The following is a 26485-nucleotide window of genomic DNA, read 5'->3' as shown; positions in this document are numbered from 1 at the left end:
GGCGATGGCGTCCGCCGCGTTGCCGATGGCCACCCGACGACCTCGAGGCGGCGCACCAGCTCCCGCTCCTTCATCGCATCCGCCGTCAGAACGAGCTGCACGAGCACGAAGACGCCGGTGGCGAGAAGATCACTACCCGGGATCGAGCGGATGATGGACGATCGGCCGCGGAGCCTCAGTCGGGTACTCTCTGTGCTTGCCGCCCGCCCGGTACGCTGCCAAGATCGGCCCAGCGGCGACCGACGACCCGACGCCTGCGAGAGTGAAGCATGCCCAGCTCCGCCGAGTACATCCTGACCCTGTCCTGCCCCGACCGGCCCGGTGTGGTGGCCGCTGTTTCTGGCCTGCTGGCCGGAAAAGGGTGCAACATCATCGAGAGTCAGCAGTTCGGAGACCGGGTCGGGCAGCGCTTCTTCATGCGCGTGCAGTTCGCGGGGCCGTTGAGCGAAGACGAGCTCAGCGGGGCCTTCGCGGCGCTCGCACCCGACTTCGCCATGGAGTTCAAGCTGCGCGACGTGGCCAGGAAGCCGCGGGTGCTGATCATGGTCAGCAAGTTCGACCACTGCCTGAACGACCTGCTCTATCGCGTCAGGTCCAAGGCCCTGGACATCGAGATCGTCGCGGTCGTCTCCAACCATCCCGACCTGCGCCCGCTCACGCAGTCGTACGGGATCGACTACCACCACCTGCCGATCACGCCGGACACCAAGGCCAAGCAGGAGGCCGAGGTGCTGGCCCTGGTGGAGCACTACCAGGTGGACCTGGTGGTGCTGGCCCGCTACATGCAGGTGCTGTCGCAGGAGCTGTGCGAGAAGCTGAGCGGGCGGGCGATCAACATCCACCACTCGTTCCTGCCGTCGTTCAAGGGTGCCAAGCCGTACCACCAGGCCTACAGCCGCGGCGTCAAGCTGATCGGTGCCACGGCCCACTACGTGACCTCCGACCTCGACGAGGGGCCGATCATCGAGCAGGAGGTGGCCAGGGTCAACCACAGCCACTCTCCTGAGGACCTGGTGGCGATCGGGCGCGACGTGGAGTGCGTGACCCTGGCCAGGGCGGTCAAGTGGCACGCCGAGCAGCGGGTGCTGCTCGACGGGCACAAGACGATCATCTTCCCGCGCTAGGCATCCACCGCCGTGACCAGCAGCTTCCCTCTCACGTGCTCGTGCTCCAGGTCCCAGTACGCCTTCGCCGCCTCGGCCGGCGGGTAGCGGCGGGTGACGGTGGAGGGCAGGACGCCTTTCAGGGCGAGGGCGGCCACCTCCTCCAGGTCGCCGGGACGGGCGTTGGTGTAGACGGTCTCGAAGCCGGTTGACGGGCCGGGGCTGGGGAAGGCGATGTTCAGCAGCCGGCCTCCCGGGCGTACGACCCCTGCCAAGGCGGGCAGGGCGGTCCCCGGGAGGGCCAGGTTGACCAGGGCGTCGATGCCGTCTGGATGGCGGCTCCGAGTCTCGGCGGCGACGTCGGCCGAGCGGTAGTCGATCGTCTCAGAGGCGCCAAGTCCGCGGACGTAGCCCTCGTCCGATGGGATCGCGGTGGCGATCACGTGTACGCCCTGCGCCGCAAGCAGCGGCACCACGGCGCCGCCCACCCCGCCGGCCGCCCCGATGACCAGTGTCTTCGTCCCACGTGCGAAATCCCCGGCGCGGAGCAGTGGGAGGGCGGTCAGCGCCGCGACGGGCAGGCTCGCGGCGTGCTCGGCGGGGAGCTCGGCGGGCCTGAGCGCGAGGGCGGGCGTGTCGGCGTCGAAGACCGCGTACTCGGCCATCGTGCCCGTCGTGAACGACGGCGGCGAGGACACCAGGCTTGCCATGCTCCCGGCCGCCCGCGCCTGGCCGAGTCCGAATATTTCATCACCCGGGGAAAATCGTCCGACCTCCGGTCCGACGGCCGTGACCGTACCGGCGAAGTCGCTTCCGAGGACGTGCGGGAACTCCAGCGGGACCGAGTCCTTGAACGCCCCGCTCACGATCCTGAGGTCGGCCGGGTTGAGCCCGGCCGCCGCGATCCTGACCTGGATCTGGCCGGCGCCCGGCAGCGGGACCGGCACGTCCGCCACCTCCAGGACCTCCGCCCCGCCATAACCCCTCGCCACCAGTGCCTTCATGGGAACCTCCGATAAACGGACCGCTTGGTCAGGTTAAGCATAATATGACCGGGCGGTCCGGTTACGGTAGGGTCCTGGTGTGGCGAACATGCGGGCGGACGCGGTGCGTAACAGGCGGCTGCTGCTGGACGCGGCGGCGGCCGAGTTCGCGGAGCACGGCATGGACGTCTCGATCGCGCGCATCGCGGCGCGGGCGGGCATCGGCAAGGGCACGGTGTTCCGGCACTTCGCGACCAAGGAGCAGCTCATGGCCGCGATACTCAGCGACCAGCTCGACGCGCTGGTGGCCAGAGGTGAGGCGCTGCTCGAGTGCGCGGACCCCGGTGAGGCGGTGCTGGACTTCATGGCCACGGGGGTCGAGCTGCGGTCGTTCTGCGTGGCGTTCACGGCGGAAATGCGCGAGGAGCCGCAGGTCAGGGCGGCGAGCGAGCGGCTGGTCGCGGTCGCGGAGTCGCTCACGGCGCGGGCCAGGGGCGACGGGGTCGTGCGGGGCGACGTCACGGGGCAGGACGTCCTGCTGCTGATCAACGCCGTCGTCCAGGCGACGGCCCCGCTGGGCGAGGCGGTCCCCGAGCTCTGGCGACGTTATCTGAGCCTGGTCTTCGACGGCCTGCGCCCCGAGGCCGCCCACCCACTCCCGGTCCCCGCCCCGCGGTCCCTGGCCCCGGGCTGAGCAACCCGTTTGCTCAGGGCCGGTACGTTCCGAAGAACCACGGATTGCCCTCCGGGTCCTTGCAGGCGTACTCGCGTGATCCGTAGGGCTGGTCGGTGAGATCCATGGTGATCTCGGCCCCCGCGGCCCTGGCGCGATCGTGATGGGCGTCGACGTTCTCGACCGCGATGTAGATCCCCGGCCCGCCGGGCTTCCCCCGCCCGATCATGATCAGATCGTCTCCGACCATCAGCTCGGCGTGGTTGACCACGCCTTCCTCGTCCTTGGATGTCTCATGCGCCCGGAACCCGAACGCGCTGGTCAGGAAGTCGATCGCGGCCTGGCAGTCCTGGTAGCGGGCTAGTGCGTAAACGGTTCTCATGAATCTCAGGATGCCGGGCAGGCAGGCGAGGGTCTTGGACGAATCTGACCTGGCGTCGTGTCGCCCAGCACCCGGAACTCGCGGTTCATGTGCGCCTGGTCGTAGAAGCCGCATTCCGCCGCGACGGCCGTGATGGCCCGGCCCGACCGCAGCATCCGCAGAGCCCGCCCGAACCTGATCACCCGTGCGGCCGTCTTGGGCGGCAGCCCGATCTCGTCCTGGAAGCGGGCGACGAGATGCCGGTGGCTCCAGCCCAGCGACTCGGCCAGCGACGCCACGCCCAGGCGGCCCCCCGACTCCAGCAGCCGGGCCCACGCCCATGGCACCTCGGGGCGTACGGAGGGCCCGGAAGAGATCCGCGCGCGGAGCACGGAGTCGACCAGCGCCAGCCGCTCTCCCCGCGACGGCATCGAGGCCAGCCGGTCCAGCACCGTGCCGGCCCAAGGCCCCAGCAGGTCGTCGAGAGGCACCACGAGGTTGGTCAGGTGCCGCATCGGCACGCCGTACAGCCTCCTGGCCCCGAACGGCGTCAGCACCACCTCCACGCCCTCGCAGGGCCCCACTGTGCGCGTGACCGTGAAGCGGTCGCCCAGCCCGCCGGAGAACGCCGTGACCCGTCGCCCGCCGGCCTCCATCGGCGCGCCGAGCGCGAGGATGAGCACGGCCCCGGGCATCGCCATCTCCGACCGGACCACGGGCGCAGCGTAATGCTCGCGATACGCGCACAGCCGCGTCACGTAGGGCCGCAGAGCAGCGCTGGGGGTGGCATCGACCATGGCCAGCCCCAGCTCGCTCATGCCGTCGAGACTATAGCCCCGTGTGCCGGGCGAGGAAGGTGAGCGTGTCGGCCGACAGATCGACCGTCCTGCTCACCGACCGCGCGCCGTGCCCCACTTCGGCCTCGTTGCGCAGCAGCACCGGACGGTCGCCGGTGGAGGAGTGCTGCAGCGCCGCACACATCTTCCACGCGTGAAGCGGGTGCACACGCGTGTCGGACTGGAAGACGGTGAAGAGCGTCGCGGGGTACGTCACCGCCTCCTTGACGTGGTGGTAGGGCGAGTAGCCCAGCAGCCAGCCGAACTGCTCGGGGTCCTCGGCCGTTCCGTACTCGACGTTCCAGGTGGCGCCGAGCCCGAAGTTCTCATATCTGACCATGTCCAGCAGCGGCGCCGAGCAGACGACGGCCGCGTACAGCTCGGGGCGTTGCGTCAGCGCGGCGCCCACCAGGAGGCCGCCGTTGGAGCCGCCGGAGATGCCGAGCTGCTCGGGCGTGGTCACTCCGGTCGCGATGAGGTGCTCGGCGGCGGCGTGGAAGTCGTCGAACACGTTCTGCTTGTTGCCGAGCATGCCCGCGCGGTGCCACTCCTCGCCCTCCTCGCCGCCGCCGCGCAGGTTGGCGATGGCATAGACGCCGCCGGCCTCGACCCAGGCCAGGATGGACGCGGAGTAGCCGGGGGTCATCGACAGGCCGAAGCCGCCGTAGCCGTACAGGATGGTGGGGCGCGGACCCGGGGTGTCGTCGGCGGGGGAGATGATCAGCATGCGGACGTCGGTGCCGTCCTTGGACCGGTAGACGACCTGCGAGGTGCGCACGGGGGGCACCTCGACCGCGCCGGGGGAGGCCGCCCAGAGCGTGGTCTCGCCGGTCCTGGCGTCGTAGCGCTGGATGGTGGGCGGCGTGGTGTTGTCGGTGTAGCCGAACCACGCCTCGTAGCCGCCCTCGGGACGCTCGGTGATGCCGCCGATGGAGCCGAGCCCCGGTGTGGGCACCTCGCCGACGCGCTCGCCGGTCTCCAGGTCATGGACGGTGATCTCGCTGATCGCGTGGCGGGTCCAGCCCACCAGCATGACCGGGCGCTCCAGGTCATCGAGGATCGCGAAGTCGCTCAGCACCGCCTCGGGATCCTCGGGGATCAGGTCGCGCCAGGTCTCGAAGCCGGGCGCGGCCGGGTCGGTGACGCACACGCGAGCCCTGGGAGCGTCGCGGTCGGTGTGGACATAGAGCTTGCCGTCGCGGCCGAACACCAGCCCCGCCTGCGCGTCCACGCCCTCCTGCACGACCGTCAGCTCAGGCCGGTCGATCGGGGACGCGGTCAGGTCGGCCACCCAGAGGTCGTTGCGCGGCGCGGTGCCCTCGTGCGCCGACACCTGCAGCCAGCGCCCGTCACGCGAGACCGAGACGCCGTAGTAGTTGGTCATCTTCAGGCCCTCGCCGAAGATCATCACGTCGTCCTCGGTGGAGGTGCCGACGCGGTGGAGGTAGACCCGGCGGTGGAACTGCGTCTCGTTCTCCGGCACCTCGGTGCTGGGCAGCCTGCGTACGTAGTAGAAGGCCTCCCCGCCGGGCAGCCAGGCGATGGGGGAGTAGCGGCAGCGGTCGATCGGCCCCTCGACCCGCGCGCCCGTGGTGACGTCCATCACGTAGAGGATCGACTCCTCGTCGCCGCCCACGGAGATCTGGTAGGCCAGCAGCCGCCCCTCTTTGTCGGGCTGCACGGCGTCCAGCGTGGTCAGCCCCGACGCGTCGATCGCCATCGGGTCGATCAGCGCGCGCTCCGTGCCGTCAGGCTCGACGACGTAGTAGACGGCGTGCTCCTGGTCGGGCGTACGGCGGGTGAAGAAGTGGCGCCCGCCGCGCCAGGCCGGCGCGCCCACCGAGCCGGATCTGAGCAGCTCGGCGATGCGGCTCTTGAACCGCTGCTCCCCGCGCTGCCCGCTGTACAGCTCGGCCTGCGCGAGCAGCCATCCCTTGGTTTCTGGACTGTCTGGATCCTCGAGCCACCGATAAGGGTCGGGCACGGGCGTGCCGTGCAGGATGTCGACGGTGTCTTCGCGGCGTGCGGTCGGATACGGCTCCAGCTTCATGCTGGGAACCCTACTGCCAAAGGACATGCGTAAAGCGCTGGTGAAGCGGGCATAAAACGTATCGTGTGTCCCAGTGGTCCATTCCGGCTAGAGGATTTTTGGGGTGGCGGGGACCACGGTGCAAACGCCAGACTTGGTGACAGGACGGTGCCGTGGTGACCATCCGCTGGACCGTCCGGCGGAGGTCCACGTGACGGAAGCACGAGTGCCCCAGGAGGGGCCGACAGTCGGGACATGCCGCGGCATGTCCCCTTTGATACGCGCGCAGCAGGGAGAGGCCCGATGATGCGCCAGGTCCTGCTGCTCAACGCCACCTACGAGCCACTGACCACCCTTTCGCTGCACCGGGCCGTCGTGCTGGTGCTGCGGGAGAAGGCCGATGTCGTCCACCGCGACGGCAGGGGCGCGGTGCTGCGCTCCGCGAGCCGCACGCTCGACGTCCCCTCGGTGATCAGGCTCCGGAGATATGTCCGCATCCCCTACCGGTCCCGCATCCCCCTGACCCGGGCCGCCCTCATGCGGCGCGACGACTACCGCTGCGCCTACTGCGGGCAGCGGGCCGAGACCATCGACCATGTCATCCCGAGGTCCAGAGGCGGCACCCACACCTGGGAAAACTGCGTCGCTTCCTGCACCACCTGCAATCACAGAAAGGCCGACAAGTACCTGGAGGAACTTGGGTGGACGCTCCGCTTCGACCCGTCGGTGCCACGAGGCGCTCACTGGCGGCTCATCGGCGCTTCGCTCGCCGGAGACCCGCAATGGGCGCCCTACCTCGAGGCCGCGGCCTGAAAACCGCTTTGTCCCCCAAGGCCACTGCCTGACACCATGAGTAGGCATGTGGACCTTAACCTCAGACGTTGAGGAGTACGCCGCGGTCGCCGAGCCGTTCCTGCTCGGCGACCCGGTGCACAACACGGTCGCGCTGACCGTGCTGGCCAACCTGCGGGTCGGCATGCCGGCCAAGGACCCACGTTTCGGCTGGTGGACGGTCGGCGGCGACGTGCGGGGCGCTTTCATCCATACGCCGCCGCATCCCGTCGGACTCGCCATCATGCCCGTCGAGGCAGTCGCACCGCTCGTCGAGGCGCTCGGCGGCGGGCTCGCCGCGGTGACGGGCCAGGTCGAGCTGACTTCAGAGGTCGAGCGGCTGCTGGGAGCGCCCGAGCAGGTGGTGCCGGAGCGCCTCTACCGCCTCGGTACGCTGACCGTCCCCGATGTGCCCGGTCACGGCAGGCCGGCCGTGCCCGCGGACTTCCCGCTGCTGGCGAGCTGGTACCAGGCGTTCGGCGAGGAGGTGTCGACGGGCGGGGACGCCGACGTGGCTGACCGGGTCGCACGGCGGCTGGCGGCCCGAGAGCTGTTCGTCTGGGAGGTGGGCGAGGCTCCGGTCTCGCTGGCCGCGCTCTCCCCGGCGGCCGGCGGGGTCTGCCGCATCGGCCCGGTCTACACGCCTCCCTCGTGCCGCAGGCACGGGTACGGCGCCGCGGTCACGGCGTACGCCAGCCACATAGGCCTGACGGAGCGCTGCGACGAGGTGGTGCTCTTCACCGACCTCAACAACCCCACGAGCAACGCCATCTACCAGTCGATCGGCTACGAGCCCGTGTCCGACTACGCGCACCTGACCTATTCTTAAGCACATGCCGCGTTACGACTTTCGCTGCCGCGCCTGCGGCTCCACGTTCGAGGTCTCCCGTCCCATGTCGGCCTCCGCCGACCCGGCGACCTGCCCTGAGGGGCACGACGACACGGTGAAGCTGCTGTCCACGGTGTCGATGACGGGCGGCGCGGCAGCGCCCAGGGCGAGCGGGGGCTGCTGCGGCGGAGGGTGCTGCTCCTCCTAGAAGACCTCGGTGGCGCTGGCGATCTCCTCGGATCTCGTCAGCGAGTCCACAGCCAGCTGGGCGAGCCGCTCGACCGTGGCGATTCCCGTCTTCATGGTCGGGCTGCGCTCCGACAGCACCGCGATCAGCAGCTCGTGCCCGCGTACGTCGAGCCGCCCCACGCTGTTGACCGTCCAGAGCCCGCCGTGCGCGTCGGCGGGCAGCCACCCGTTCTTGAGCGCCACCTCGCCCCCGGCGGCGCTGACCCCCCACGCCTGCGACGGCTGCACGGACGACATGAGCTTCAGCGCGTAGCGCCGGTCGTGGGCCGGCAGCGGCCCCTCGGGGTCGGTGAGCCGCTCCAGCACCTTCACCTGGTCAGAGGGGCGGCTGAGGGTCGTTCCCCAGTAGAGCTCCGGTCCTGGCGACGTGTGCTCGACGCCCAGCCGGCGCAGGACCTCGGCGAACCCGTCCCGGCCGCCGATCGTCATGTAGAGCTCGCCCGCGCAGTCGTTGTCGCTGTCACGGATCATCCGGGAGGTCAGGTTGCGCTCGTAGTCGCTCAACTGGCCGCGCTTGCTGAGCAGGAACGCCAGCAGGATGTCCACCTTGGCCACGCTGGCCAGCATGAACGGCGTGCGCTCGCGGAAGGCGTACCTGGTGCCGGTCGTCCGGTCGTAGACGGCCAGTGCCGCGCGGCCGGGACGATGGCGCAGGTAGCGGTCCAACGTCTGGTCGAGAGCGTGCCGCGCGGCAACGGGCAGCACGCTCTCGACGACGACCCCGCCCGGCTGCCGGACGGGAGTGTCCGGCGGCGGGGCGGCGATCGAGGGGCCGGCGCATCCGGCCACGGCCAGCAGGACAGAGACGAGGGAGAATCTCCGAACACGCATGTGCGGGAGCCTGTCAGTCGCGACCCCAAAGGCCGGGGGCGCGTCCGGTCAAGCGCGGGCCAGTTTTTTACGCGGCTCTGGTGCGCTTGCGCCGCTGGAAGGGCAGGAACCGGTCAGCCAGATGCGGGCGGGACGGCGTGAGCGTGGGCTCGACCGCGATGATCCGGTCGAACCTGAACGCCCTGATCGCCCGGCGCATCCTGCACACGCCGACCAGATACCAGTATTCGCGGTGGACCAGGCACGTCACCGGCTCGACGTCGCGCGTGGTGATGATGCCCGAGGCGTCGCGGTAGTGCAGGCGGATCATGAGGCGGCTGGTGATGGCGTCGGCCATGAGCCTGGCCCTGGAGGCGACCTCCACAGGCAGCGGCTCGGTGAGGGTCGTGAGCGTGGTGGCGATGACGTCGTCGTCGAGCTCCAGGTGCTCGAACGCGTGCTGCAGGCCACGCCGTGCGGTGACGGCCTGGGGGCCCGCTCCGAGGTGGGCGAGGGAGAGAGCGAGGGCGGCGATCTCGGCGGTCGTCAGCGGGCGAGTATCGTGCTTCACGACTGTCGTCATACCCCAAGAATAGGGATGAGGACCGACATTTTTCGAAAACCTGTGCGGCAGGTAAGAACCCTGTCGCCTGCCGCACAGGTCGTCCCTACCGCGACAGCTGGGAAAGATCGCGCGAGGCGCCCGTGGACGCGGACGTCGTCATCGCCGCGTACGCCTGCAGCGCCACGCTCACCTGCCGGTCGCGGTCGCGCGGCCGGTATCCGCCCAGGTCCGCCAGCAGCCGCTCGCGCCGAGCGGCCAGCTCGGCCTCGGGCACCCGCAGCTCCATCGACCGGTTGGGGATGTCGATGTCGATGATGTCGCCGTCCTCGACCAGCGCGATCGCGCCGCCCTCGGCCGCCTCGGGCGAGGCGTGGCCGATCGACAGGCCGGAGGTGCCGCCGGAGAAGCGGCCGTCGGTGACCAGCGCGCAGACCTTGCCGAGTCCCCTGCCCTTGAGGAAGGACGTCGGGTAGAGCATCTCCTGCATGCCGGGGCCGCCCTTGGGGCCTTCGTAGCGGATGACCACCACGTCGCCCTCCTTGACGCGCCCGCCGAGGATGCCCTCGACCGCCTGCTCCTGCGACTCGAACACCACCGCGGGGCCGCTGAACTTCCAGATCGACTCGTCCACCCCGGCCGTCTTCACCACCGCGCCGTCACGCGAGATGTTGCCGTAGAGGACGGCCAGGCCGCCGTCCGCGGTGTAGGCGTGCTCCAGGTCGCGGATGCATCCGGCCGCGCGGTCGAGGTCGAGGTCGTCCCAGCGGTTGTCCTGCGAGTACGCCTTGACGGTGCGGACGTTGCCGGGGGCCGCGTGCCAGAGCTCGACGGCCTCGGGCAGCGCCGTCGGCGACTTCACGTCCCAGGAGGCCAGCATGTCGGCCAGCGTGCCGCCGTTCACGGTGGGCACGTCGCGGTGCAGCAGCCCGGCCCGGTCGAGCTCGCCCAGGATGGCGGGGATGCCGCCGGCGCGGTGGACGTCCTCGACGTGGTATTTGTCCGTGGCCGGGGCGACCTTGCAGACGCACGGGACACGCAGCGAGATCTCGTTGATCTCCTTGAGCCCGAAGTCGACGCTGGCCTCGCGGGCCGCGGCCAGGATGTGCAGGATCGTGTTGGTCGAACCGCCCATCGCGACGTCGAGCGCCATGGCGTTCTCGAACGCGTCGTGGGTGGCGATCGAGCGCGGCAGCACCGACTCGTCGTCGTCCTCGTAGTAGCGGCGGGTGATCTCCACGAGCTGCCGCCCTGCGTCCTCGAACAGCTTCTTGCGCGCCTTGTGCGTGGCCAGGATCGTGCCGTTGCCCGGCAGGGCCAGCCCGATGGCCTCGGCCAGGCAGTTCATGGAGTTGGCGGTGAACATGCCGGAGCAGGAGCCGCAGGTCGGGCAGGCGTTCTCCTCCATCTCCAGCAGCTCGGCGTCCGAGACGGAGTCGTCGGCGGAGGCGATCATGGGGTCGATCAGGTCGAGCTTCTTGCCCGGCGTCTTGCCGGCCTCCATGGGGCCACCGGAGACGAAGATCGTCGGGATGTTCAGCCTGAACGCGGCCAGCAGCATGCCCGGCGTGATCTTGTCGCAGTTGGACACGCAGATCAGCGCGTCGGCACAGTGCGCGTTGACCATGTACTCCACGGCGTCGGCGATCAGCTCGCGCGACGGCAGCGAGTAGAGCATGCCGCCGTGGCCCATCGCGATGCCGTCGTCCACGGCGATCGTGTTGAACTCCCGCGGGATCGCCCCGGCCTCCCTGATGGCCGCGGACACCACGTCACCGACATCCCTGAGATGCACATGACCCGGCACGAACTGGGTGAAGCTGTTGGCCACCGCGATGATCGGCTTGCCGAAGTCGCTCCCGGCTACGCCGGTCGCCCGGAGCAGGGCCCGGGCACCGGCCATGTTCCTGCCGTGGGTGACTGTACGTGACCTGAGGGCGGGCATTGCGCATCTCCCATCGCTAGCGAGTCTTCACATGTTACGGCCACTTGCCCGGCAACTGAGACACGTGTCCACGCATCGGACGGTTGGTTACCGGATCGAGCCCGAAAAGAAGCCGGCCGCGGCCGAACTCGTGTTACAGAGATCAAATGAGCAACGGGGCAGTCATGCTCGACGATCCCGCCAGGGTCGGCAACTTCATCCACACCATAGACCGCCTGTGCCGCAGGCCCGCCAGGGGAGAGGGCGTTCAGGACTCGCCGCACGCCGCCAGGCAGCCGCTGCTGGCCAAATGGCGGGAGGGCAAGGACAAGAGGCAGCACATCGACCGCATGGGGATCCCCCTGGTCGAGCTGAGCGAGGCAGGCGACTGGCCGGAGATCCTGACGCCGCAGGGCCGGCAGGCCGTCCACGTCGTCTCGCCGGGGATCCCGCGTGCGCGCCCGGACATCCAGCCGGGGGAGCCGGTGCCGAAGGTCCTCTCCCGGATCGTCGCCGCGCTGCGGGGCGCCAGGCTCCGCTTCCCCCGCTACCAGCTGACCGCCCAGCTCGTGGAGCGGCTGGCCGAGTCCCACGGCAAGGAGGAGCAGGCACGCCGCGTCCTGCGTGAATCCGACCGCAACTGGGGATGGGGCGTCGACACGGCCGGCAGGGGCGCCGAGCACGTCCCTTTCCCGGTCAACCTGCTGCTCAAGCTGTTACCCGGCTTCCTGCACGACCTGCGCCTCAGCGGGCGCGTGCCCGGCCTCGGCGGGCGCTTCCGCTGGCTGCGGCGCGCGTTGTCGCAGGACGATCCCAAGGCGCCCGGCGTCGCGGCCCTGCTGTCCGGCCTGGACCCGGCCGACGAGCGGCGCGTCTCGCGGCTGCTGCTGCGCGCGTTCATGGATGACCTGATCAGGCAGTACCGGCGCTCCCCGCTGCACGTACGCGGCGCGGCCCACGTCCTCTACCCGCTCCTGCTGCTCAACGAGAACGGCGCGGGGCTCGTCGAGCTCATCGAGGAGCGGCGCGCGGACCTCGGCAGGTTCGACCCGGTCGTGGTGGTCTCGTACAGGCCAGGCGCGGTCCTCCTGGAGGACGACGAGGAGCCGCTGTGGCGGCTCATCCGCTGGCGGCGCGAGCTTGTCACGGCCGAGGACCCCGCCACCTGGCGGCGCGTTCTGGACACGCCGCTCACCATCTCGGCGCCTCCCGTCCCTTCCGACCTGTCCAAGTACGACGTCATGGACGCCGCCTGGGTGCCGCCCGCCCGCGTGGCGCCCTGGTGGTCGTCGTGGACGGCCATCGCGCTGTTCTGGATGGCCCTGGCCGGCGCTGTCGGCGCGTACGCGGGCCAGACCGCCGCCTGGCACAGGAACGCCTGCGCCACCGGCCTGTGGACGCCATGGACGGAGAGCGGCAGGCAGCTGGCCGGCACCGAGTGCGTGGGCGTGGCCGAGCCCGGCTACCTGTTCTCGCCGGGCAACGCCGAGATCCGGCAGGTCCAGGCCGTGCTCCAGCGGGAGAACGAGCGGGCCGCGCAACTCCACGAGGGCAGCGACCGGCCGTACGTGACGATCGTCTACCTCGCGGCGCTGACCTCGACGGACCGCGACACGCTGGCCGCCGCCCGCGAGGGCCTGGCGGGCGTGGCCGTCGCGCAGAAGCGGCAGAACGGCTCCACGGGGCCCAGCGAGCCCCTCGTCCGCATCCTGCTCGCGAACGCGGGCGGCAGGATGCAGCACGGCTCGAGCATCGCCAGGCTGCTGCTGCGCTACCGCGACGACGAGGCGCCCATCGTGGGCGTGGTCGGGCTGGACCAGAGCCGCCAGGAGACCGTCGCGGCCATCCAGGAGCTGGGCAAGGCCGGGCTGCCGATGGTGGCGTCCACGCTGTCGGCCGACCGCCTCGTGAACGAGTCGCCGTTCTACTTCCAGGTCGCCCCGCAGAACTCCAGGCAGGCGTGGATGGCGGCGGCCTTCGCCGACTCGCTGGTCAAGAAGGGCGAGGTGGCCAGGAAGGCCCGGGTGTACTACTCGCACGACGTGACCGACTACTACGCCTCCAACCTCAAGAGCCGGGTCATCGCCCGCCTCCAGGAGCGCGGCTTCGCGGTCGAGGGGCTCAGGTTCACGCCGGTCGGGGGCGCCAAGCCGGGGCCCGAGGACAGGAGCGACGACGCCTACGCGGGGGAGCCCAGGGACGCGGGGGTGTCGGCGTGCGGGTTCGACGGGCTGGTGTACTTCGCCGGGCGCGGCATCCCCGACTTCGCCGAGTTCGTGAAGGGGGTGGCCGACAAGTGCGCCGGCGCGCCGCCGGCCATCCTCGGCGGCGACGACGTCACCCGGTACGTCGCCGACGTGCGGGTCAGGTCGGACGTCAGCAGCGTGGGCTACTACTACGAGTCGTTCGCCGCGGCGCCGAACAAGTGCGGCGAGCCGCAGCGCCACGACTTCTACGCGGACCTGTTCGCCACGTTCCCCTTCGAGTGCGAGGAACCGGGACCGGGGCGGACGCTGGACGGGCACGCCGCCCTGGCCTACGACGCCACGGAGACGATGATCACCGCGATCCGGCGGCTCGGCAAGGAGCGGCACCGCGTGCCGGTGAACTCGTACACCGTCTGGCGGCAGCTCGGCACCCTGCACACACCGGACCAGAGCGGGCACGCCATCGAGGGCGCCACGGGCGCGCTCGACCTCGGCGCGGACTCGGCCCGGCAGTACCCGCTGGACAAGGCCGTCCTGATCCTGCACGTCAAGGGAGCCGATCGACCTACCCAGGTGGGCATATGCGGCGACATCACCCGGGCCGGCCGCAGCGAGTTCTTCCCGTGGTGCGACTCGATCCCGGAGATCTACCGCTAGATCGCTGATGTGAATTTGGGTTAGTGGTCGTAGGCGGTCAGGGACCGTTTCACGGGTGCGTCGGTGTTCCAGTTGTGCCAGATTGCGGCGTTGAGGGCGAGGATGCGCTGGCTGATACGGGCCCAGAGGCCGTCGGGGTGGCGGGCGTTGTGGCGTTCGAGGCCGAGCTGGTTCTTCAGTGTCCAGATGATCGCCTCGATGCGCTGGCGCAGCCAGCCGGGAAAGGGCAGGGCGCGTGCAGGCTCGTCTTCGCGGGTCGGCCGGATCAGGAGATGACCCAGATCGGCGGCGGCCTTCTCGATGCCGGCTCCGGCGAATCCCTTGTCGCACACGATCGGGCATGGCCCGTCGGCTATCTGCTGGACGTGCAGCAGGTGCAGGGCCTGCTTGCGTTCATCGAGCTCTTTGGGGTGGGCCAGGCTGAAGCCGGTCACCGCGCCATCAGCGGTAGTGATCAGCATCAGCTTGGCGCCCCAGTAGAAGGCGTGGTGGGACTTGTCCATGCCGTATCCGGCGATCTCACCCAGGTGTGATCTGTTGACCGTCACTCGCGAGGCGCCGCAGCGGATCGGGGTGCCGTCCATCAGCCGCAAAGGCTCGTGCCAGGTCGGGACCTGGCGGGCCAGCCACAACGCCGCCGCCGACATGGCCGGCCCCAGATCACGCAGTTGCCGGTTGTACTGCGACTGGGACGGCAGCCTGGGGAACAGGTGCCCGATCCGGCTGGCCGCCATCCGCATCCAGCGGCGTTCGTCATCACACCGCAGCAGCACCTGCGCCACTGCCACGACCACCGCCTCGGCCGGGGTCAGCACCGGCGGCCGGCCCCGTCCGCGAGGCCGTCCCCGCGAAGGCATCACGTGATCGTCCAGATGCACATAGAGTGCGGTCAGAAGGGCGTCTAAGTCAGTCTTCACACACCGACAATGGACGCCCTTCGTCACGCCCGCGGCCGATCACCAAAATTTCACATCAGCGATCTAGGCCGGAGTACGGTGATCGCCGCCACCCCTGCCGAAGTGCGGCGGGGGTGGAGGAACGCAGGTCAGCCGGACTCGCCGGCCGGGAGCCGCACGGCGGCGAGCTGGGTGGACTGGCCCACCAGACGGCCCTTGTCGTCCCAGATGTGGGCCGCCTCGTCCATCCGGTCGCCGCCGACGTCCGTGGCCGACAGCCGCACCCTGATCGGCCCGGGAGCGGGCAGCCTGCGGATGTACGCCGACAGCTGGATGGTCGGCACCCATCCGGACAGCCCCAGGTCGAACGACACGGGCGGCACCGGGTCGAGCGCCACCAGCAGGCTCAGCGGGTCCCAGTCCGAGCCGTCGGCCAGCCGTTGCCAGCTCGCGATGACGCCGCGCTTGGTGGGGGCGCCGAACGCGAAGGACAGGTGCTCGGGAACGATGCGCTCCTCGATCACGGACATCAGCGGCACCAGGAGATCCGTGCCCGGGGGATCGGTCGGGGCCAGGAAGCATTCGTCCTCGGGAGGCAGCTCGACCGGCTCGTGCGCGGACCACCAGGGCCCCGAGTCGTCCAGCAGGCCGAGCGTGATGTGCGACTCGACGCGTGTGCGGCCGTCCTGCACCAGCGAGGCCCTGACCTGGGCCACGCTCCGGCCGACCCGCAGCGTCTCCACCCGCGCCAGGGCCTCGCCGGGCTCGGGCGGCTCGATGAAGGAGCCACTGACCGCCGTCACGTGCGGATGGCCCGCGCCCGCCTCGCTCTCGGTCGCGGCCCTGGCGAGCACGGCCAGCAGGTAGCCGCCGTGCAGCCGGTTCCCGACGCTCCACTGGGCGTCCAGCACGGCCTCGAACTCGCCGTCGCCACGAGCGGTCAATGCGGTCGCTTCTCGAAATGTCCCCATTTTCGCAATCCCTTCCGCAGGAGATCAGATTGACATCGTTAACCTGACGGCGTCAACCTGAGATCATGACCACCAGACGCGTACGCGCAAGACGCGGAGAGGGAGTGCTGCTGCGGGAGGAGATCCTGCGGGCGGCGGAGGACCTGCTGGCCGAGTCGGGCAGCGAGGACGCGCTCACGCTTCGCGCCGTCGCCATGCGGGCAGGGGTGTCCACGCCGTCGGTCTACATGCACTTCGCCGACAAGGAGGAGCTCGTCGAGGCGGTGTGCCTGCGGGTCTGGGGCGAGTTCGGCCGGATGTTCAGCGAGAACCTGGGCGGCGACCCGTTCATCGCCCTGGGAAAGTGCGGGCGCGCGTACGCCCGCTTCGCCCTGGACCACCCGGTGCAGTACAGGGTGCTGATGATGCGGGCCTCAACCGGACCGGGCGTGCCGCCGGCCGCCGCGGAGTGCTTCCGTCACATGGTGAACGCGGTCGCGGCCTGCGTGGAGACGCGCGTGCTCGAGGGCGATCCCGAGGAGCTCGCGCTGGGCCTCTGGTCGGCCGTGCACGGCTGCGTCTCCTTGCTGATCGCGCAGCCCTCGTTCCCGTGGCCGCGTGACAGGGAGGCGCTGATCGACCACATCGTGCGCATCGCCGGGTTCGGCACCGCGTTGTACTCGCGCCTGCCTCAGAAGCTGCCGCCCAGCGCGGAGCTGGCCGCCGCCCTGGACGACTTCGGCGCCCGGCTGCTGCCGGACGCCGGGGAGCCGGGGGTTTAGTCGTCGCCGTACCGGGCGGGGAGGACCTGGGCGGCGATGTCGTAGATCCGGTCGATCTCGCCGTCGGTCAGCGCCCGCTCGCGTTTGGTGATCCACTTGCGGGCGCGGTCGCCCTGGTAGACGTCCACGCCACGGATGGTCATGATCTTCCATGGCACCGGGGGGCCGTAGATGGCGAGCGAGGGCACGACCGCCACCTCGCGGCCGAACGACTTGGTGATCAGCTCGCTGGCCTGCGACGCCTCCCACTTGGCCTCGGTGAGGCGGGCCTTCTTGTCGAAGGGGCCGTGGAAGAGCTTCTTGCCCATCTGGACGCGTACCGGCAGCCGTTTGTCCCATTTCTCGGAGTCGACCGCGTACACGCCGGTCGGGCCGACCACGAGATGGTCGATCTGGGCCTCGCTGTTGGGGATCGCCCTGGCGTGGAGCGTGCGATAGCCGCTGCGCTCGAGCTTGCGCAGCTGCGCCTCTGTGCGGCGCTCCGCCACGGACGTGCGCCGCCAGGCGGGCACGGACGAGTGCGAACGCGCACGATAGACCGCCTCCAGGATGCCCGCGAGCACGCCCGCGGTCACGCCCACCCGCCAGTCGCTCACAAGGAAGCCCACCACCACGGCGACGGCGATCGCCAGCAGCGCGCGGTTGCGCAGGCGGCGAAAGCGTGGTTGTTGCAGCAGGCTACGCACGGACGCGCGCTCGACGGGCGCGTACGTGGAGGTGGGCGCCGAAGGCTTGGCGGCGGTCTGCTCGCTCTCTGGCCGGTCGCTCACCCAGATTGGTGACGCGTTGTGACCGTCTTCTCGCTGATTGTCGGAGTCCACGTAACTCACCGTAGCTCGGAGATCGGAACGATTCCTAGTGTTGCCCTGTCCATAGTTTTATGGCCCAGCTCATCGTGTTCCACGCGCGTTATGCGGGTATGTTCTACGTTCTTCTCTAGAGATGTCGTCTCACATTTGATCTTACCTTGTGGACACTCCCAGAACGGGGTCTGGCCGAGGGCGCGCATCGGGATTACGTTTTTGGTGTGCACAGCGCGGGCGAGATTCTGCTCTTCCTCATCGGGGTGTCGTTGGGGCTGTTCGTGGTGATCAGCCTGCTGGTCATGCTGCCTGGGCGCGGGGTCCAGCGCCGGATCGAGTCCGGCCCGGTGTGGCTGGGCGGCCCCTCCAGGAGCGAGCGCGGCGTGAGCACCTCGGAGCTGGTGCTCGCCGACCGGGTGGCGCACTGGGCGGACGTTCCCGAGCACGACTGGGTGGCCGCCGCCGAGACGGCCGAGCCCAGCAGGCATGTCGGCGGGGCCTCCGCCGGATGGTGAGGTGACGATGCGAGGATTGACCGTCGCCCAGGCCGACGACGTCAGACGGGCCCTGCACGCCGCCGAACGGCGCAGCGGGCTCCGGTTCGGAGTGTTCCTCGGGGAGCCGGTGGGTTCGCGCCGCCACTTCGCCGAGCGCCTGCACGCCTCCCTTGGAGAGGAGGCCGGCGACGCGGTCGTGATCTTCGTGGACCTGCGCGGCCGTGCCCTGGAGATCGTGACGGGGGAGCGCGCCAGGAGGCGGCTGTCCGACGGGGCCTGCCGGTTGACGGCGATGTCGATGGCCACGGCTTTCAGCGTGGGCGACCTAGTGGGAGGCCTGCTCTACGGCATCGCCGCCCTCGGCGAACAGGCCACCGCTCGCCGCTGATCAGAGCCGTTCGAGCAGCCTCACGATGTGCTCGCTGACCCCGCCCAGCAGCGTCGCCGGCTCGATCGGCGCGCTGGCGATGGCGGAGAACAGCGCGGGCAGCCCGGGCAGCGGGAACCCGTCGTCCTCGAGCGCCGAGGCCCCGACGGCGTTCTTGTCGAGCACGCCGCGGCTGCGTTCCCAGGCGTCCAGCACCTCCTCCGGCGATGGCACCCCGAACCCGTGCCCGACGGGAGCCGCGTGCCGCAACCGGACGAGCGGGGTGTCGGCGAAGGCGAGCGCCGTGCGGGCGCGGAGCTGGAGGTCGGCGCGCGGCTCGGGCGCGATCCAGTCCATGGCCGTGCACGGGTTGCGGCAGGTGGCGACGCAGACGGCGAGCGCGCCGGCCACCTGGCTGTGCTGCCGGTCGAAGTACGCGCGCCAGCCCTCACCCGGCTCCGTCGACACCCGCAGCGTCCGGTTGGTGGCGGACTGCTCAGACTTGGTGTGGTCGCACTCCCGGTCGCCGATCACCCCGAAGCGGCTCCCCGGCGCGCTCAGCCCCTCGGGCCAGCGGGCGGGGTCGCCGGCGTGGCCCAGATGGGGCTCGAAGGCCAGCAGCGGCAGGTATTCGCTGGCGATGTGGACCGCGGCGATCATCGGGCTCAGCTCACGCCGGTGCCACCGCACGGCGATCACTTCGAGCAGCAGGCCGTACGCGGGCCGCAGGGAGTCGAGCGCCCCGCGGGGCTGCTCGCGCGGCGTCTGCGGCATGTGGCACGCCCGCGCGCGCCGCCGCAGGTCGGCCGGGACGCCCTTGGCCTCGGCCGCGAAGTCCTCGGCGTCGAGTGAGAGCAACCTGTGGCCGAACTCGCACACCTCGGCGATCTCCGCGGCCGGCGCGAGCGCGCCGAGATCGGCGAAGGCGTAGCGGCGGGCAAGGGCGATGAGCAGGTCACGAGTCGAGTCCACGCGATGACTCTCTCATGACCGGCGAGCGGTCGAGGATGGTCACGGGCACGGGGAACGGATGCACTGGATCTCCCCCGGCGGGGCGCTGACCGTGGGGTCGGAGGACGGAGGCTCCTCGGGGCCGGCCGTGGTCGGCTCCTCGGTCGGCTCGGGCTCCGAGGTGGTCGGCGTGGGGGTGGGCGTCCTGGTCGGCGGGGTGGTGCTGACCGTGGCGCTGGGGCTCGGCACGGGCGTGCTGTGGGCCGGCTTGGGGGTGGGGGCGCGCCTTGGCGGAGGTGTGGAAGGCCGCGCGACGCTCGACGGCGGCGGCGAGGAGACGATGGCCACGGTGGCGTCCACGGTCGGCGGCACCTCCTCAGTGGTCGTCGGCTGGGCGGGCCGCAGCCAGACCGAGCCCGCGACGGCCGCCGACACGACCACGGCGGCGGCCATGGTGAGCACCGCCCTCGCGGTGCGGTTGCGGCGCGGCGTGGGGCGCGAGTTCGGAGCGGCCAGCGCCTTGCGCGCGGCCTCCGTCATCACCGTGGCCGTCGGCCAGCGCCGGTCGGGCGTCTTCTCCAGCGCCCGCGACACCACCTGACGCGGCCCGGCCGGCACGTCGTCGGGCAGGCGCGGGACAGGGGAGTTGAGGTGCTTGAAGATGATCTGTACGGGTGTGTCGCCCTGGAAGGGGAGCTGCCCCGTCAGGCACTCGTAGGCCACCACCCCGAGGGCGTAGACGTCGACCGCGGGCGTCACGTCGCTGGCCGTGGCCATCTCCGGAGCGCAGTAGCCGGCCGAGCAGAGCATCGTGCCCGTGGCCGTCAGGTGCCCGGCCGAGACCGAGTGGGCGATGCCGAAGTCGGTGAGCACCACGCTGCCGTCGGGCCTGACCATGAGGTTGGCCGGCTTGACGTCGCGGTGGACGATGCCCTGGGCGTGCGCCGCGGCCAGCGCGTCGCCGACCTCCGCGACCAGCCGCATGGTGGCCGCGGGGCCGAGCGGGCCACGCCGCAGGACGCGGTCGAGCGACTCGCCCTGGATGTATTCCATGACCAGGAAGCTGACCTGGCGGCCCTCGACCTCGCAGATGCCGTAGTCGTAGACGTCGACCACGCCCGGATGCCGGAGGGTGGCCATGGCACGGGCTTCGTTCTGGAACCGCTGGGTGAACGTCGGGCTCTCGCTCAGTGCGGGCATGAGCACCTTGACCGCCACCGCGCGCCCGAGGACCGTGTCGTCGGCATGCCACACCTCGCCCATGCCACCGCCGCCCAGGCGGCCGGCGAGCACGTAGCGATCATTGAGGGTGGTCCCCGCGCCTAGCACGTAACCGAGGCTAACATCGCACCTCAGGTGCCACGGTCAAGTCAGTGAACACTCCATCGAGCGCAAAGAGCCCCCGCCGGTGGCGGGGGCCCTCGAAAGCGGCGCGTCAGGCGGACTCGGCGTCCTTCTCCCGGTTACGCAGCGCCCGGCTGACGCCGTCGGCGCCCTCCAGGATGAGCCGCCGCAGGGCCTGCGGCGGCTGCTCGACCTCCAGGTAGTTCTCCGCCGCCTTCACGGTCTCCGGCTCGATCAGCAGCGCGGGGAAGCACCCCACCGCGAACGTCGACGCCTGGTCGAACGTCCACTCCCGGTAGATCCGCCCCACCTCGGCGAAGTACTTCTCCCGGTACGGCTCCAGCAGCTCGGGGTGGTTCGGGTCCTGGAACCCCGAGATCGTCGTACGAGCGATGTGGTTGGCCAGCTTGCCGCCCACGACGCGCTCCCAGGCGGCGGCCTTGGCCTCGGCCGTCGGGATCGCGGCCCGGCACAGCGCCGCCGACCGCTCACCCGTCGCCGTAGGGTCGCGCTCCAGCTCGGCGTCGATGTCGGCCTCGCCCAGCCGCCCGCCGGCGACCAGCGCGTGCGTGAGCGACCAGCGCAGGTCGGCGTCCACGCTCAGCCCCTCGGGGACCTCGGAGCCGTCCAGGATGCGCTGCAGCAGGTCGAGGTCCGCGTCGGAGGTGGCCACCGGCCCGAACGCCTGCACGAACGCGAGCTGGTGGTCGGAGCCGGGAGCGGCCGTGCCGAGCAGCGAGCGCAGCTCGGCGGCCAGCATCGCCAGGCCCTCGGGCCGCCAGGCCGGGTCGGCGTACTGCTGCACGGCCATGCGTGCCTGCCGCAGCACCGCCTGCAGGACCGTGATGTCCTTGAGCGTGCCGGCGCCGGAGATGACCAGCTTGACGTAGTCGCGGGTGGACATCTCGCCGTCGCGGGTCATGTCCCAGGCCGCCGACCAGCACAGGGCCCGCGGCAGCGACTCGGTGAACGCCCTGATGCCGCCGTCGACCAGCGTCCGCATCGACCGCTCGTCGAGACGGATCTTCGCGTAGGTCAGGTCGTCGTCGTTGAGCAGCACCAGGTCGGGCTGCTCCTCGCCGACGAGCTGGGTCACGCTCGTACGGGCGCCGACCACGTCCAGCTCGACCCGCTTGGTACGCGTCAGCACGCCGTCCACCAGCGAGTACAGGCCGACCGCGACCCGGTGCGAGCGCAGCGTCGGGTGCTCGGCCGGCGCCTCCTGCACCACCTCGAAGCTGGTGAACCGGCCGCCGGAAACCTCGAACGAGGGCCGCAGCGTGTTCACCCAGGACGTCTCCAGCCACTCCTTCGACCAGGACGACAGGTCGCGGCCGGAAGTGCGCTCGAGGGCGTTGAGCAGGTCCTTCAGCTCGGTGTTGCCCCAGGCGTGCTCGGCGAAGTAGTCGCGGACCCCGGCCAGGAAGTTGTCCAGGCCGACGTACGCGACGAGCTGCTTGAGCACCGAGGCGCCCTTGGCGTACGTGATGCCGTCGAAGTTGACCTCGACGGCCTGCATGTCCGGGATGTCCGCGGAGATGGGGTGGGTCGAGGGGAGCTGGTCCTGGCGGTAGGCCCAGGACTTCTCCACGTTCGCGAACGTGGTCCACACGCCCTTGCCCCACCTCGTCGCCTCGGACTGGCAGAGGACGGACATGTAGGTGGCGAACGACTCGTTCAGCCACAGATCGTCCCACCAGCGCATGGTGACGAGGTCGCCGAACCACATGTGCGCCATCTCGTGCAGGATCGTCTCAGCGCGCCGCTCGACCACCGCGTCGGTGACCCGGGAGCGGAAGACGTAGTCCTCCAGGAAGGTCACGCAGCCCGCGTTCTCCATGGCGCCGGCGTTGAACTCGGGTACGAAGCACTGGTCGTACTTCCCGAACGGGTAGCGCACCCCGAACACCCGGTGGAAGAAGTCGAAGCCCTGCCTGGTGACCTCGAGGATGTTCTCGGGGTCGAGGTGCTCGGCCAGCGAGGCCCGGCAGTAGATCCCCAGCGGGATGCCGTCGTGCTCCGAGGTCACCTTGTGGTAAGGCCCGGCTACCAGCGCGGTGATGTAAGTCGAGATGGCCGGCGTGGGCGGGAACTCCCACCGCCTGGCCGCCGGCACCGTCCCGTGCTTGCCGCTCTGCTCCGGCAGCTCCGCGACATCGGAGGCGGCGGCGTTGGAGACGACCTCCCAGCCGGCCGGGGCCAGCACCGTGAGCTGGAACGTGGCCTTCAGGTCGGGCTGGTCGAAACAGGCGTACATGCGGTGCGCGTCGGCCGTCTCGAACTGGCTGTGCAGATAGACCTGCTTGTCCACGGGGTCGACGAAGCGGTGCAGACCCTCGCCCGTGCGCATGTAACTGCAGTCGGCGTCCACGCGGAGCTCGTTGGTCTCGGCCAGCGAGGGGAGGGGGAAGCGCCCCTTCTCGGCGTCGTACGCGGACACGTCGAGGTCCTCGCCGTTGAGCGTGACCTTGCGAACGTCGGCGCCGTGCAGATCGATGAAGGTGGAAGCGCCCGGGCGGCTGCTGGTGAAGCGGACCGTTGTGACGCTCTCGAAGCGCTCGTCTCCCTCCGTCAGGTCGAGTGCGACCTCGTACGACTCGACCTTCAACAGCCGGGCGCGCTCACGAGCCTCGTCCCGGGTCAGGTTGCCTGCCAAGTTGCGCTCCTTTTCACCACTTCATCGAAGTTTGCCGGTATCAAGCCACGATGGGAATATGGCTCGGACCACCTCAGGTTATGGCCACACGTGACTGAAAAGATTCCCGTGGACCTGTGGTTCGATCCTGCCTGTCCCTTCGCATGGGTGACGTCACGGTGGCTTCTCGAAGTCGAGAAAGTACGCCCCATCCAGCCGCGCTGGCGCATCATGTCCCTCGCCGTCCTCAACGAGGACAAGGATGTCCCGGATGAGTACCGCGAATCGACCAAGCGTGCCATGGGCACCGTTCGCGTGGTGGCCGCGGCCGCGGCCAAGCACGGCGAAGAGGTCGTCGGCCGGCTCTACACCGAGCTCGGCACCCTCCTGCACAACCAGGGCCTGGGCAAGGAGCCGGAGCGCCTGCGCGAGATCAGGGAGCGCGCCCTCGAGGCCGCGGGGCTCGAGAAGGAGCTCGCCGACGCGGCCGACTCGGAGGAGTGGGACGACACCATCCGCGCCTCGCACAACGAGGGCATCGACCTCGTCGGCCAGGAGGTCGGCACCCCGGTCATCCGTGTCGGCGCCAACGCCTTCTTCGGGCCCGTGATCACCAAGATCATCCGAGGGGAGGACGCGGGCAGGCTCTGGGACGGCGTGCTGACCGTCACTTCCTTCGATGACTTCTTCGAGTTGAAGCGCAGCAGGACCAAACGGCCACAATTCGACTAACAGCTGGTTTTTCGCGCGGTCAATCATCGTACGCTGACGGAAGAACGCTGCTTGCGGTGTAGAAGACTTATCCCTTGATCGGGATGGGCCCTCACACCGTCCTGAGGTGCTGACAGGATGGTGGCTATGCGTCAGCTGTACATCGGCGGCTCCTGGACCGCTTCTGCGTCGGACGAGTCCATCGACGTTGTCAACCCGGCCACGGAAGAGATCATCGACCGCGTGCCCGCGGGATCTCCCGACGATGTCGAGGCGGCCGTGGCGGCGGCCCGAAGAGCCTTCCCCGGCTGGGCCGACATGGCCGCCTCGGAGCGCGGCAAGCTCCTCGGCGACGCCGCCGAGCTGCTGAAGCAGCGCTCTGAGGAGGTCGCGAAGACCATCGCGTCCGACATGGGGGCGCCGCTGGGGTTCGCGCTCAAGGTGCAGACGCTCATGCCGGCCACCGTTCTGTCGTTCTATGCGCAGATGGCCGAGAGCCATCCTCTCGAGTCGCGTGTCGGCAACTCGATGGTGGTCAAGGAGCCGATCGGGGTGGTGGCGGCGATCACGCCGTGGAACTACCCGTTGCACCAGATCGTGTGCAAAGTGGGCCCGGCGCTGGCCGCGGGCTGCACCGTGGTGCTCAAGCCCAGCGAGGTGGCGCCGCTGGCGGCGTACGCGCTGGCGGAGATCTTCTCCGAGGTGGGCCTGCCTCCGGGCGTGTTCAACCTGGTCAGCGGGCGTGGCCCGGTCGTCGGCGAGGCCATGGCCGCCCACCCCGAGGTGGACATGGTCTCCTTCACCGGTTCGACCACGGCGGGGCGCAGGGTGGCCTCGCTGGCCGCGGAGTCCGTCAAGCGGGTCGCGCTCGAGCTCGGGGGCAAGTCGGCGAACATCATCCTCCCCGACGCCGATCTGGCGCTGGCCGTCAAGGTCGGCGTGGCCAACTGCTTCGTCAACGCCGGCCAGACCTGCTCGGCGTGGACCCGCATGATCGTCCATCGCGACCAGTACGACGCCGCCGTCCGGCTCGCCGTCGAGGCGGCGCGCGGTTACACCGTCGGCGACCCGTTCGACGAGTCGACCAGGATCGGCCCGCTGGTGTCCGCGATCCAGCGCGACCGCGTGGTCCGCTACATCAACCGGGGCCAGGAGGAGGGCGCCAGGCTGGTGGCGGGCGGCACCGACCGGCCGCACGACCGGGGCTACTACGTCGAGCCGACGGTGTTCGCGGGGGTGGAGCCCGGGATGGCGATCGAGCAGGAGGAGATCTTCGGGCCCGTGCTGTCGCTGATCCCGTACACGACCGAGGACGTCGCCGTCCAGATCGCCAACGGCACGAAGTACGGCCTGGCCGGGGCGGTCTGGTCGGGCACCGAGGAGCACGCGGTCGCGGTCGCGCGGCGGCTGCGCACCGGCCAGGTGGCCATCAACGGCGGCCGGTTCAACCCGCTGGCGCCGTTCGGCGGGTACAAACAGTCGGGCGTGGGGCGGGAGCTGGGCGAGCAGGGGCTGGAAGAGTACCTCGAAACCAAGGCCATGCAGCTGTAACCACCGCCTCCCCACCACGGCCGCCCTGCCGCTTACCACCGCTGTCCGCCGCGCCGCCGTCCGTTCGCCCCCACAGGGCTCGGCCGTGCGGTGGAAGGCGGGCCGCCACTCGCACTACGGCCCCCGAGACGTCGCCGGACGTGGCCAGGTTGCGTCAGCGGCGTGGAAGGGCGCGCCGGGACGGGGAGGGCGCGCCCGAGGAGAAGCGTCGGTCAGACGAGCAGCCCACCGCTGGCGATCAGATTCTGGCCGGTGATCCAGCGCGAGTCGGGGCCGACCAGGAAGGCGACCACGGAGGCGATGTCGTCGGGCTGCCCGATCCGTTGCAGCGCCGTCATCGCCGCGGTCCGCTGCAGCGCCTCCGGCGGATTGGTGCCCCGCAGCAGGTCGGTGTCGGTGGCGCCGGACGAGACCACGTTGACGGTGATCCCGCGCACGCCCAGCTCCCGCGCCGCCACCTTGGCGAACTGCTCGACGGCCCCCTTGCTGCCGCAGTAGAGCGTCAGAGCGGGAGCGGGCACCTCGGTGTTGAGCGTGGAGATGTTGACGATGCGCCCGCCGTCGCGCATCACCCGCGCGGCCCACTGCATGGCCAGGTAGACCGATCGGGTGTTGACCGCGAACACCCGCTCGTACTCCTCGTCCGTGATCTCCACCATGGGCTTCTGCCCGACCATGGCGGCGGCGTTGTTGACCAGGATGTCGAGTCCGGGCAGCCGCGACTCGGCCTCACCGAACAGCCGCGCCAGATCCTCCTTGCTGCCCAGATCCGCCCGTACGGCGTGCGCGCCCGTCTCCTTGGCGACCTGCTCGGCGGCCTCCTCCGAGCGCTCGTAGCAGAAGACCACCTCCGCGCCGTCGGCGGTCAGCCGCTCCACGATGGCCTTCCCGATGCCCCTGGATCCTCCTGTGACCAATGCGCCTTTGCCGGAAAGTATGCTCAT

Annotated in this window: 25 protein-coding genes; 11 read left to right on the top strand and 14 right to left on the bottom strand. The window is 70.2% G+C overall.

Annotated elements, in window-relative coordinates; genetic code table 11:
* The first annotated feature begins 269 nt into the window (after window positions 1–269).
* Window positions 270–1124, top strand: coding sequence for a formyltetrahydrofolate deformylase (purU, locus tag ACQPWU_RS44390; protein WP_433431648.1), 855 nt, complete (start codon window positions 270–272; stop codon window positions 1122–1124).
* Here the strand turns inward: purU and ACQPWU_RS44385 are convergent.
* The gene (locus ACQPWU_RS44385) at window positions 1121–2107 is read right to left on the bottom strand and encodes an NADP-dependent oxidoreductase (protein ID WP_433431647.1); all 987 of its coding nucleotides are present in this window, start codon (window positions 2105–2107) and stop codon (window positions 1121–1123) included. The two genes, purU and ACQPWU_RS44385, sit on opposite strands and share 4 nt — an antisense overlap.
* An 88-nt stretch (window positions 2108–2195) precedes the next feature.
* Between ACQPWU_RS44385 and ACQPWU_RS44380 the strand changes: the two genes are divergently transcribed.
* Window positions 2196–2780: a TetR/AcrR family transcriptional regulator gene (locus tag ACQPWU_RS44380; protein WP_433445436.1), complete on the top strand. Its 585-nt coding sequence runs from the start codon at window positions 2196–2198 to the stop codon at window positions 2778–2780.
* Window positions 2781–2793: 13 nt separating this feature from the next.
* Here ACQPWU_RS44380 and ACQPWU_RS44375 read toward each other — a convergent pair whose 3' ends face one another.
* From ACQPWU_RS44375 to ACQPWU_RS44365, 3 genes are read right to left on the bottom strand one after another with little or no spacing between them, the layout of a single operon-like run.
* Window positions 2794–3141, bottom strand: coding sequence for a VOC family protein (locus ACQPWU_RS44375; RefSeq protein ID WP_433431646.1), 348 nt, complete (start codon window positions 3139–3141; stop codon window positions 2794–2796).
* A 5-nt stretch (window positions 3142–3146) separates the two neighbouring features.
* Window positions 3147–3938, bottom strand: coding sequence for a helix-turn-helix domain-containing protein (locus ACQPWU_RS44370; protein WP_433431645.1), 792 nt, complete (start codon window positions 3936–3938; stop codon window positions 3147–3149).
* Window positions 3939–3948: 10 nt separating this feature from the next.
* A complete protein-coding gene (locus ACQPWU_RS44365; protein ID WP_433431644.1) occupies window positions 3949–6006 on the bottom strand; it encodes a prolyl oligopeptidase family serine peptidase in 2058 nt (685 codons plus the stop codon).
* 285 nt (window positions 6007–6291) lie between these two features.
* On the opposite strand from ACQPWU_RS44365, the gene ACQPWU_RS44360 reads away from it, so the two are divergent.
* The 3 genes from ACQPWU_RS44360 to ACQPWU_RS44350 are packed head-to-tail and all read left to right on the top strand — an operon-like array spanning window position 6292 to window position 7853.
* On the top strand, window positions 6292–6798 hold the full coding sequence (locus tag ACQPWU_RS44360) for an HNH endonuclease (RefSeq protein ID WP_344992955.1): 507 nt from the start codon (window positions 6292–6294) through the stop codon (window positions 6796–6798).
* 46 nt (window positions 6799–6844) lie between these two features.
* Window positions 6845–7645: a GNAT family N-acetyltransferase gene (locus ACQPWU_RS44355; protein WP_433431643.1), complete on the top strand. Its 801-nt coding sequence runs from the start codon at window positions 6845–6847 to the stop codon at window positions 7643–7645.
* A gap of 4 nt (window positions 7646–7649) precedes the next feature.
* On the top strand, window positions 7650–7853 hold the full coding sequence (locus tag ACQPWU_RS44350) for an FmdB family zinc ribbon protein (RefSeq protein WP_433431642.1): 204 nt from the start codon (window positions 7650–7652) through the stop codon (window positions 7851–7853).
* On the opposite strand, the gene ACQPWU_RS44345 is transcribed toward ACQPWU_RS44350, so the two are convergent.
* From ACQPWU_RS44345 to ilvD, 3 genes are all read right to left on the bottom strand, one after another.
* Entirely contained in the window at window positions 7850–8725 is an 876-nt protein-coding gene (locus ACQPWU_RS44345) for a serine hydrolase (RefSeq protein ID WP_433431641.1), read from the bottom strand. The two genes, ACQPWU_RS44350 and ACQPWU_RS44345, sit on opposite strands and share 4 nt — an antisense overlap.
* Before the next feature lie 67 nt (window positions 8726–8792).
* Complete coding sequence (locus tag ACQPWU_RS44340) at window positions 8793–9287, bottom strand: helix-turn-helix transcriptional regulator (RefSeq protein ID WP_433431640.1); 495 nt, start codon at window positions 9285–9287, stop codon at window positions 8793–8795.
* Window positions 9288–9372: 85 nt separating this feature from the next.
* Window positions 9373–11211 (bottom strand): dihydroxy-acid dehydratase, encoded by a 1839-nt coding sequence (ilvD, locus tag ACQPWU_RS44335; RefSeq protein ID WP_433431639.1) that lies wholly within the window; start codon window positions 11209–11211, stop codon window positions 9373–9375.
* 146 nt (window positions 11212–11357) lie between these two features.
* Between ilvD and ACQPWU_RS44330 the strand changes: the two genes are divergently transcribed.
* Window positions 11358–14054 carry an ABC transporter substrate-binding protein gene (locus ACQPWU_RS44330; protein WP_433431638.1) on the top strand — a complete coding sequence of 899 codons (2697 nt, stop codon included), beginning with the start codon at window positions 11358–11360 and terminating at the stop codon, window positions 14052–14054.
* Between the two features lie 20 nt (window positions 14055–14074).
* On the opposite strand, the gene ACQPWU_RS44325 is transcribed toward ACQPWU_RS44330, so the two are convergent.
* On the bottom strand, window positions 14075–14971 hold the full coding sequence (locus tag ACQPWU_RS44325; RefSeq protein WP_433431637.1) for a transposase: 897 nt from the start codon (window positions 14969–14971) through the stop codon (window positions 14075–14077).
* 128 nt (window positions 14972–15099) lie between these two features.
* Window positions 15100–15894, bottom strand: a complete 795-nt coding sequence (locus tag ACQPWU_RS44320; protein WP_433431636.1) for a thioesterase family protein — start codon at window positions 15892–15894, stop codon at window positions 15100–15102.
* 92 nt (window positions 15895–15986) lie between these two features.
* Here ACQPWU_RS44320 and ACQPWU_RS44315 point away from each other — a divergent pair, with 92 nt between their 5' ends.
* Window positions 15987–16682, top strand: coding sequence for a TetR/AcrR family transcriptional regulator (locus ACQPWU_RS44315; RefSeq protein WP_433431635.1), 696 nt, complete (start codon window positions 15987–15989; stop codon window positions 16680–16682).
* On the opposite strand, the gene ACQPWU_RS44310 is transcribed toward ACQPWU_RS44315, so the two are convergent.
* On the bottom strand, window positions 16679–17503 hold the full coding sequence (locus tag ACQPWU_RS44310) for a nuclease-related domain-containing protein (RefSeq protein ID WP_433431634.1): 825 nt from the start codon (window positions 17501–17503) through the stop codon (window positions 16679–16681). The genes ACQPWU_RS44315 and ACQPWU_RS44310 overlap by 4 nt on opposite strands.
* A gap of 206 nt (window positions 17504–17709) precedes the next feature.
* Here ACQPWU_RS44310 and ACQPWU_RS44305 point away from each other — a divergent pair, with 206 nt between their 5' ends.
* Both ACQPWU_RS44305 and ACQPWU_RS44300 read left to right on the top strand, forming a co-directional pair.
* On the top strand, window positions 17710–18000 hold the full coding sequence (locus ACQPWU_RS44305) for a hypothetical protein (RefSeq protein WP_433431633.1): 291 nt from the start codon (window positions 17710–17712) through the stop codon (window positions 17998–18000).
* Between the two features lie 7 nt (window positions 18001–18007).
* A complete protein-coding gene (locus ACQPWU_RS44300) occupies window positions 18008–18370 on the top strand; it encodes a DUF5130 family protein (RefSeq protein ID WP_433431632.1) in 363 nt (120 codons plus the stop codon).
* Here ACQPWU_RS44300 and ACQPWU_RS44295 read toward each other — a convergent pair whose 3' ends face one another.
* The 3 genes from ACQPWU_RS44295 to pepN all read right to left on the bottom strand — a co-directional run bounded on the left by ACQPWU_RS44295 (window position 18371) and on the right by pepN (window position 23300).
* Complete coding sequence (locus ACQPWU_RS44295) at window positions 18371–19321, bottom strand: hypothetical protein (RefSeq protein ID WP_433431631.1); 951 nt, start codon at window positions 19319–19321, stop codon at window positions 18371–18373.
* A 39-nt stretch (window positions 19322–19360) separates the two neighbouring features.
* Window positions 19361–20629 carry a protein kinase domain-containing protein gene (locus ACQPWU_RS44290; RefSeq protein WP_433431630.1) on the bottom strand — a complete coding sequence of 423 codons (1269 nt, stop codon included), beginning with the start codon at window positions 20627–20629 and terminating at the stop codon, window positions 19361–19363.
* A gap of 106 nt (window positions 20630–20735) precedes the next feature.
* Entirely contained in the window at window positions 20736–23300 is a 2565-nt protein-coding gene (gene pepN, locus ACQPWU_RS44285; RefSeq protein ID WP_433431629.1) for an aminopeptidase N, read from the bottom strand.
* Window positions 23301–23390: 90 nt separating this feature from the next.
* Here pepN and ACQPWU_RS44280 point away from each other — a divergent pair, with 90 nt between their 5' ends.
* Both ACQPWU_RS44280 and ACQPWU_RS44275 read left to right on the top strand, forming a co-directional pair.
* Complete coding sequence (locus ACQPWU_RS44280) at window positions 23391–24011, top strand: mycothiol-dependent nitroreductase Rv2466c family protein (RefSeq protein ID WP_433431628.1); 621 nt, start codon at window positions 23391–23393, stop codon at window positions 24009–24011.
* 126 nt (window positions 24012–24137) lie between these two features.
* Window positions 24138–25541 carry an aldehyde dehydrogenase family protein gene (locus ACQPWU_RS44275; protein ID WP_433431627.1) on the top strand — a complete coding sequence of 468 codons (1404 nt, stop codon included), beginning with the start codon at window positions 24138–24140 and terminating at the stop codon, window positions 25539–25541.
* A gap of 212 nt (window positions 25542–25753) precedes the next feature.
* Here ACQPWU_RS44275 and ACQPWU_RS44270 read toward each other — a convergent pair whose 3' ends face one another.
* Entirely contained in the window at window positions 25754–26485 is a 732-nt protein-coding gene (locus ACQPWU_RS44270) for an SDR family oxidoreductase (protein WP_433431626.1), read from the bottom strand.

Source organism: Nonomuraea sp. CA-141351, from assembly GCF_050944675.1.
Lineage (GTDB): Bacteria > Actinomycetota > Actinomycetes > Streptosporangiales > Streptosporangiaceae > Nonomuraea.
Note: the sequence above shows the minus strand (reverse complement) of the source record. Positions and strands in the feature narration are given on the sequence as shown.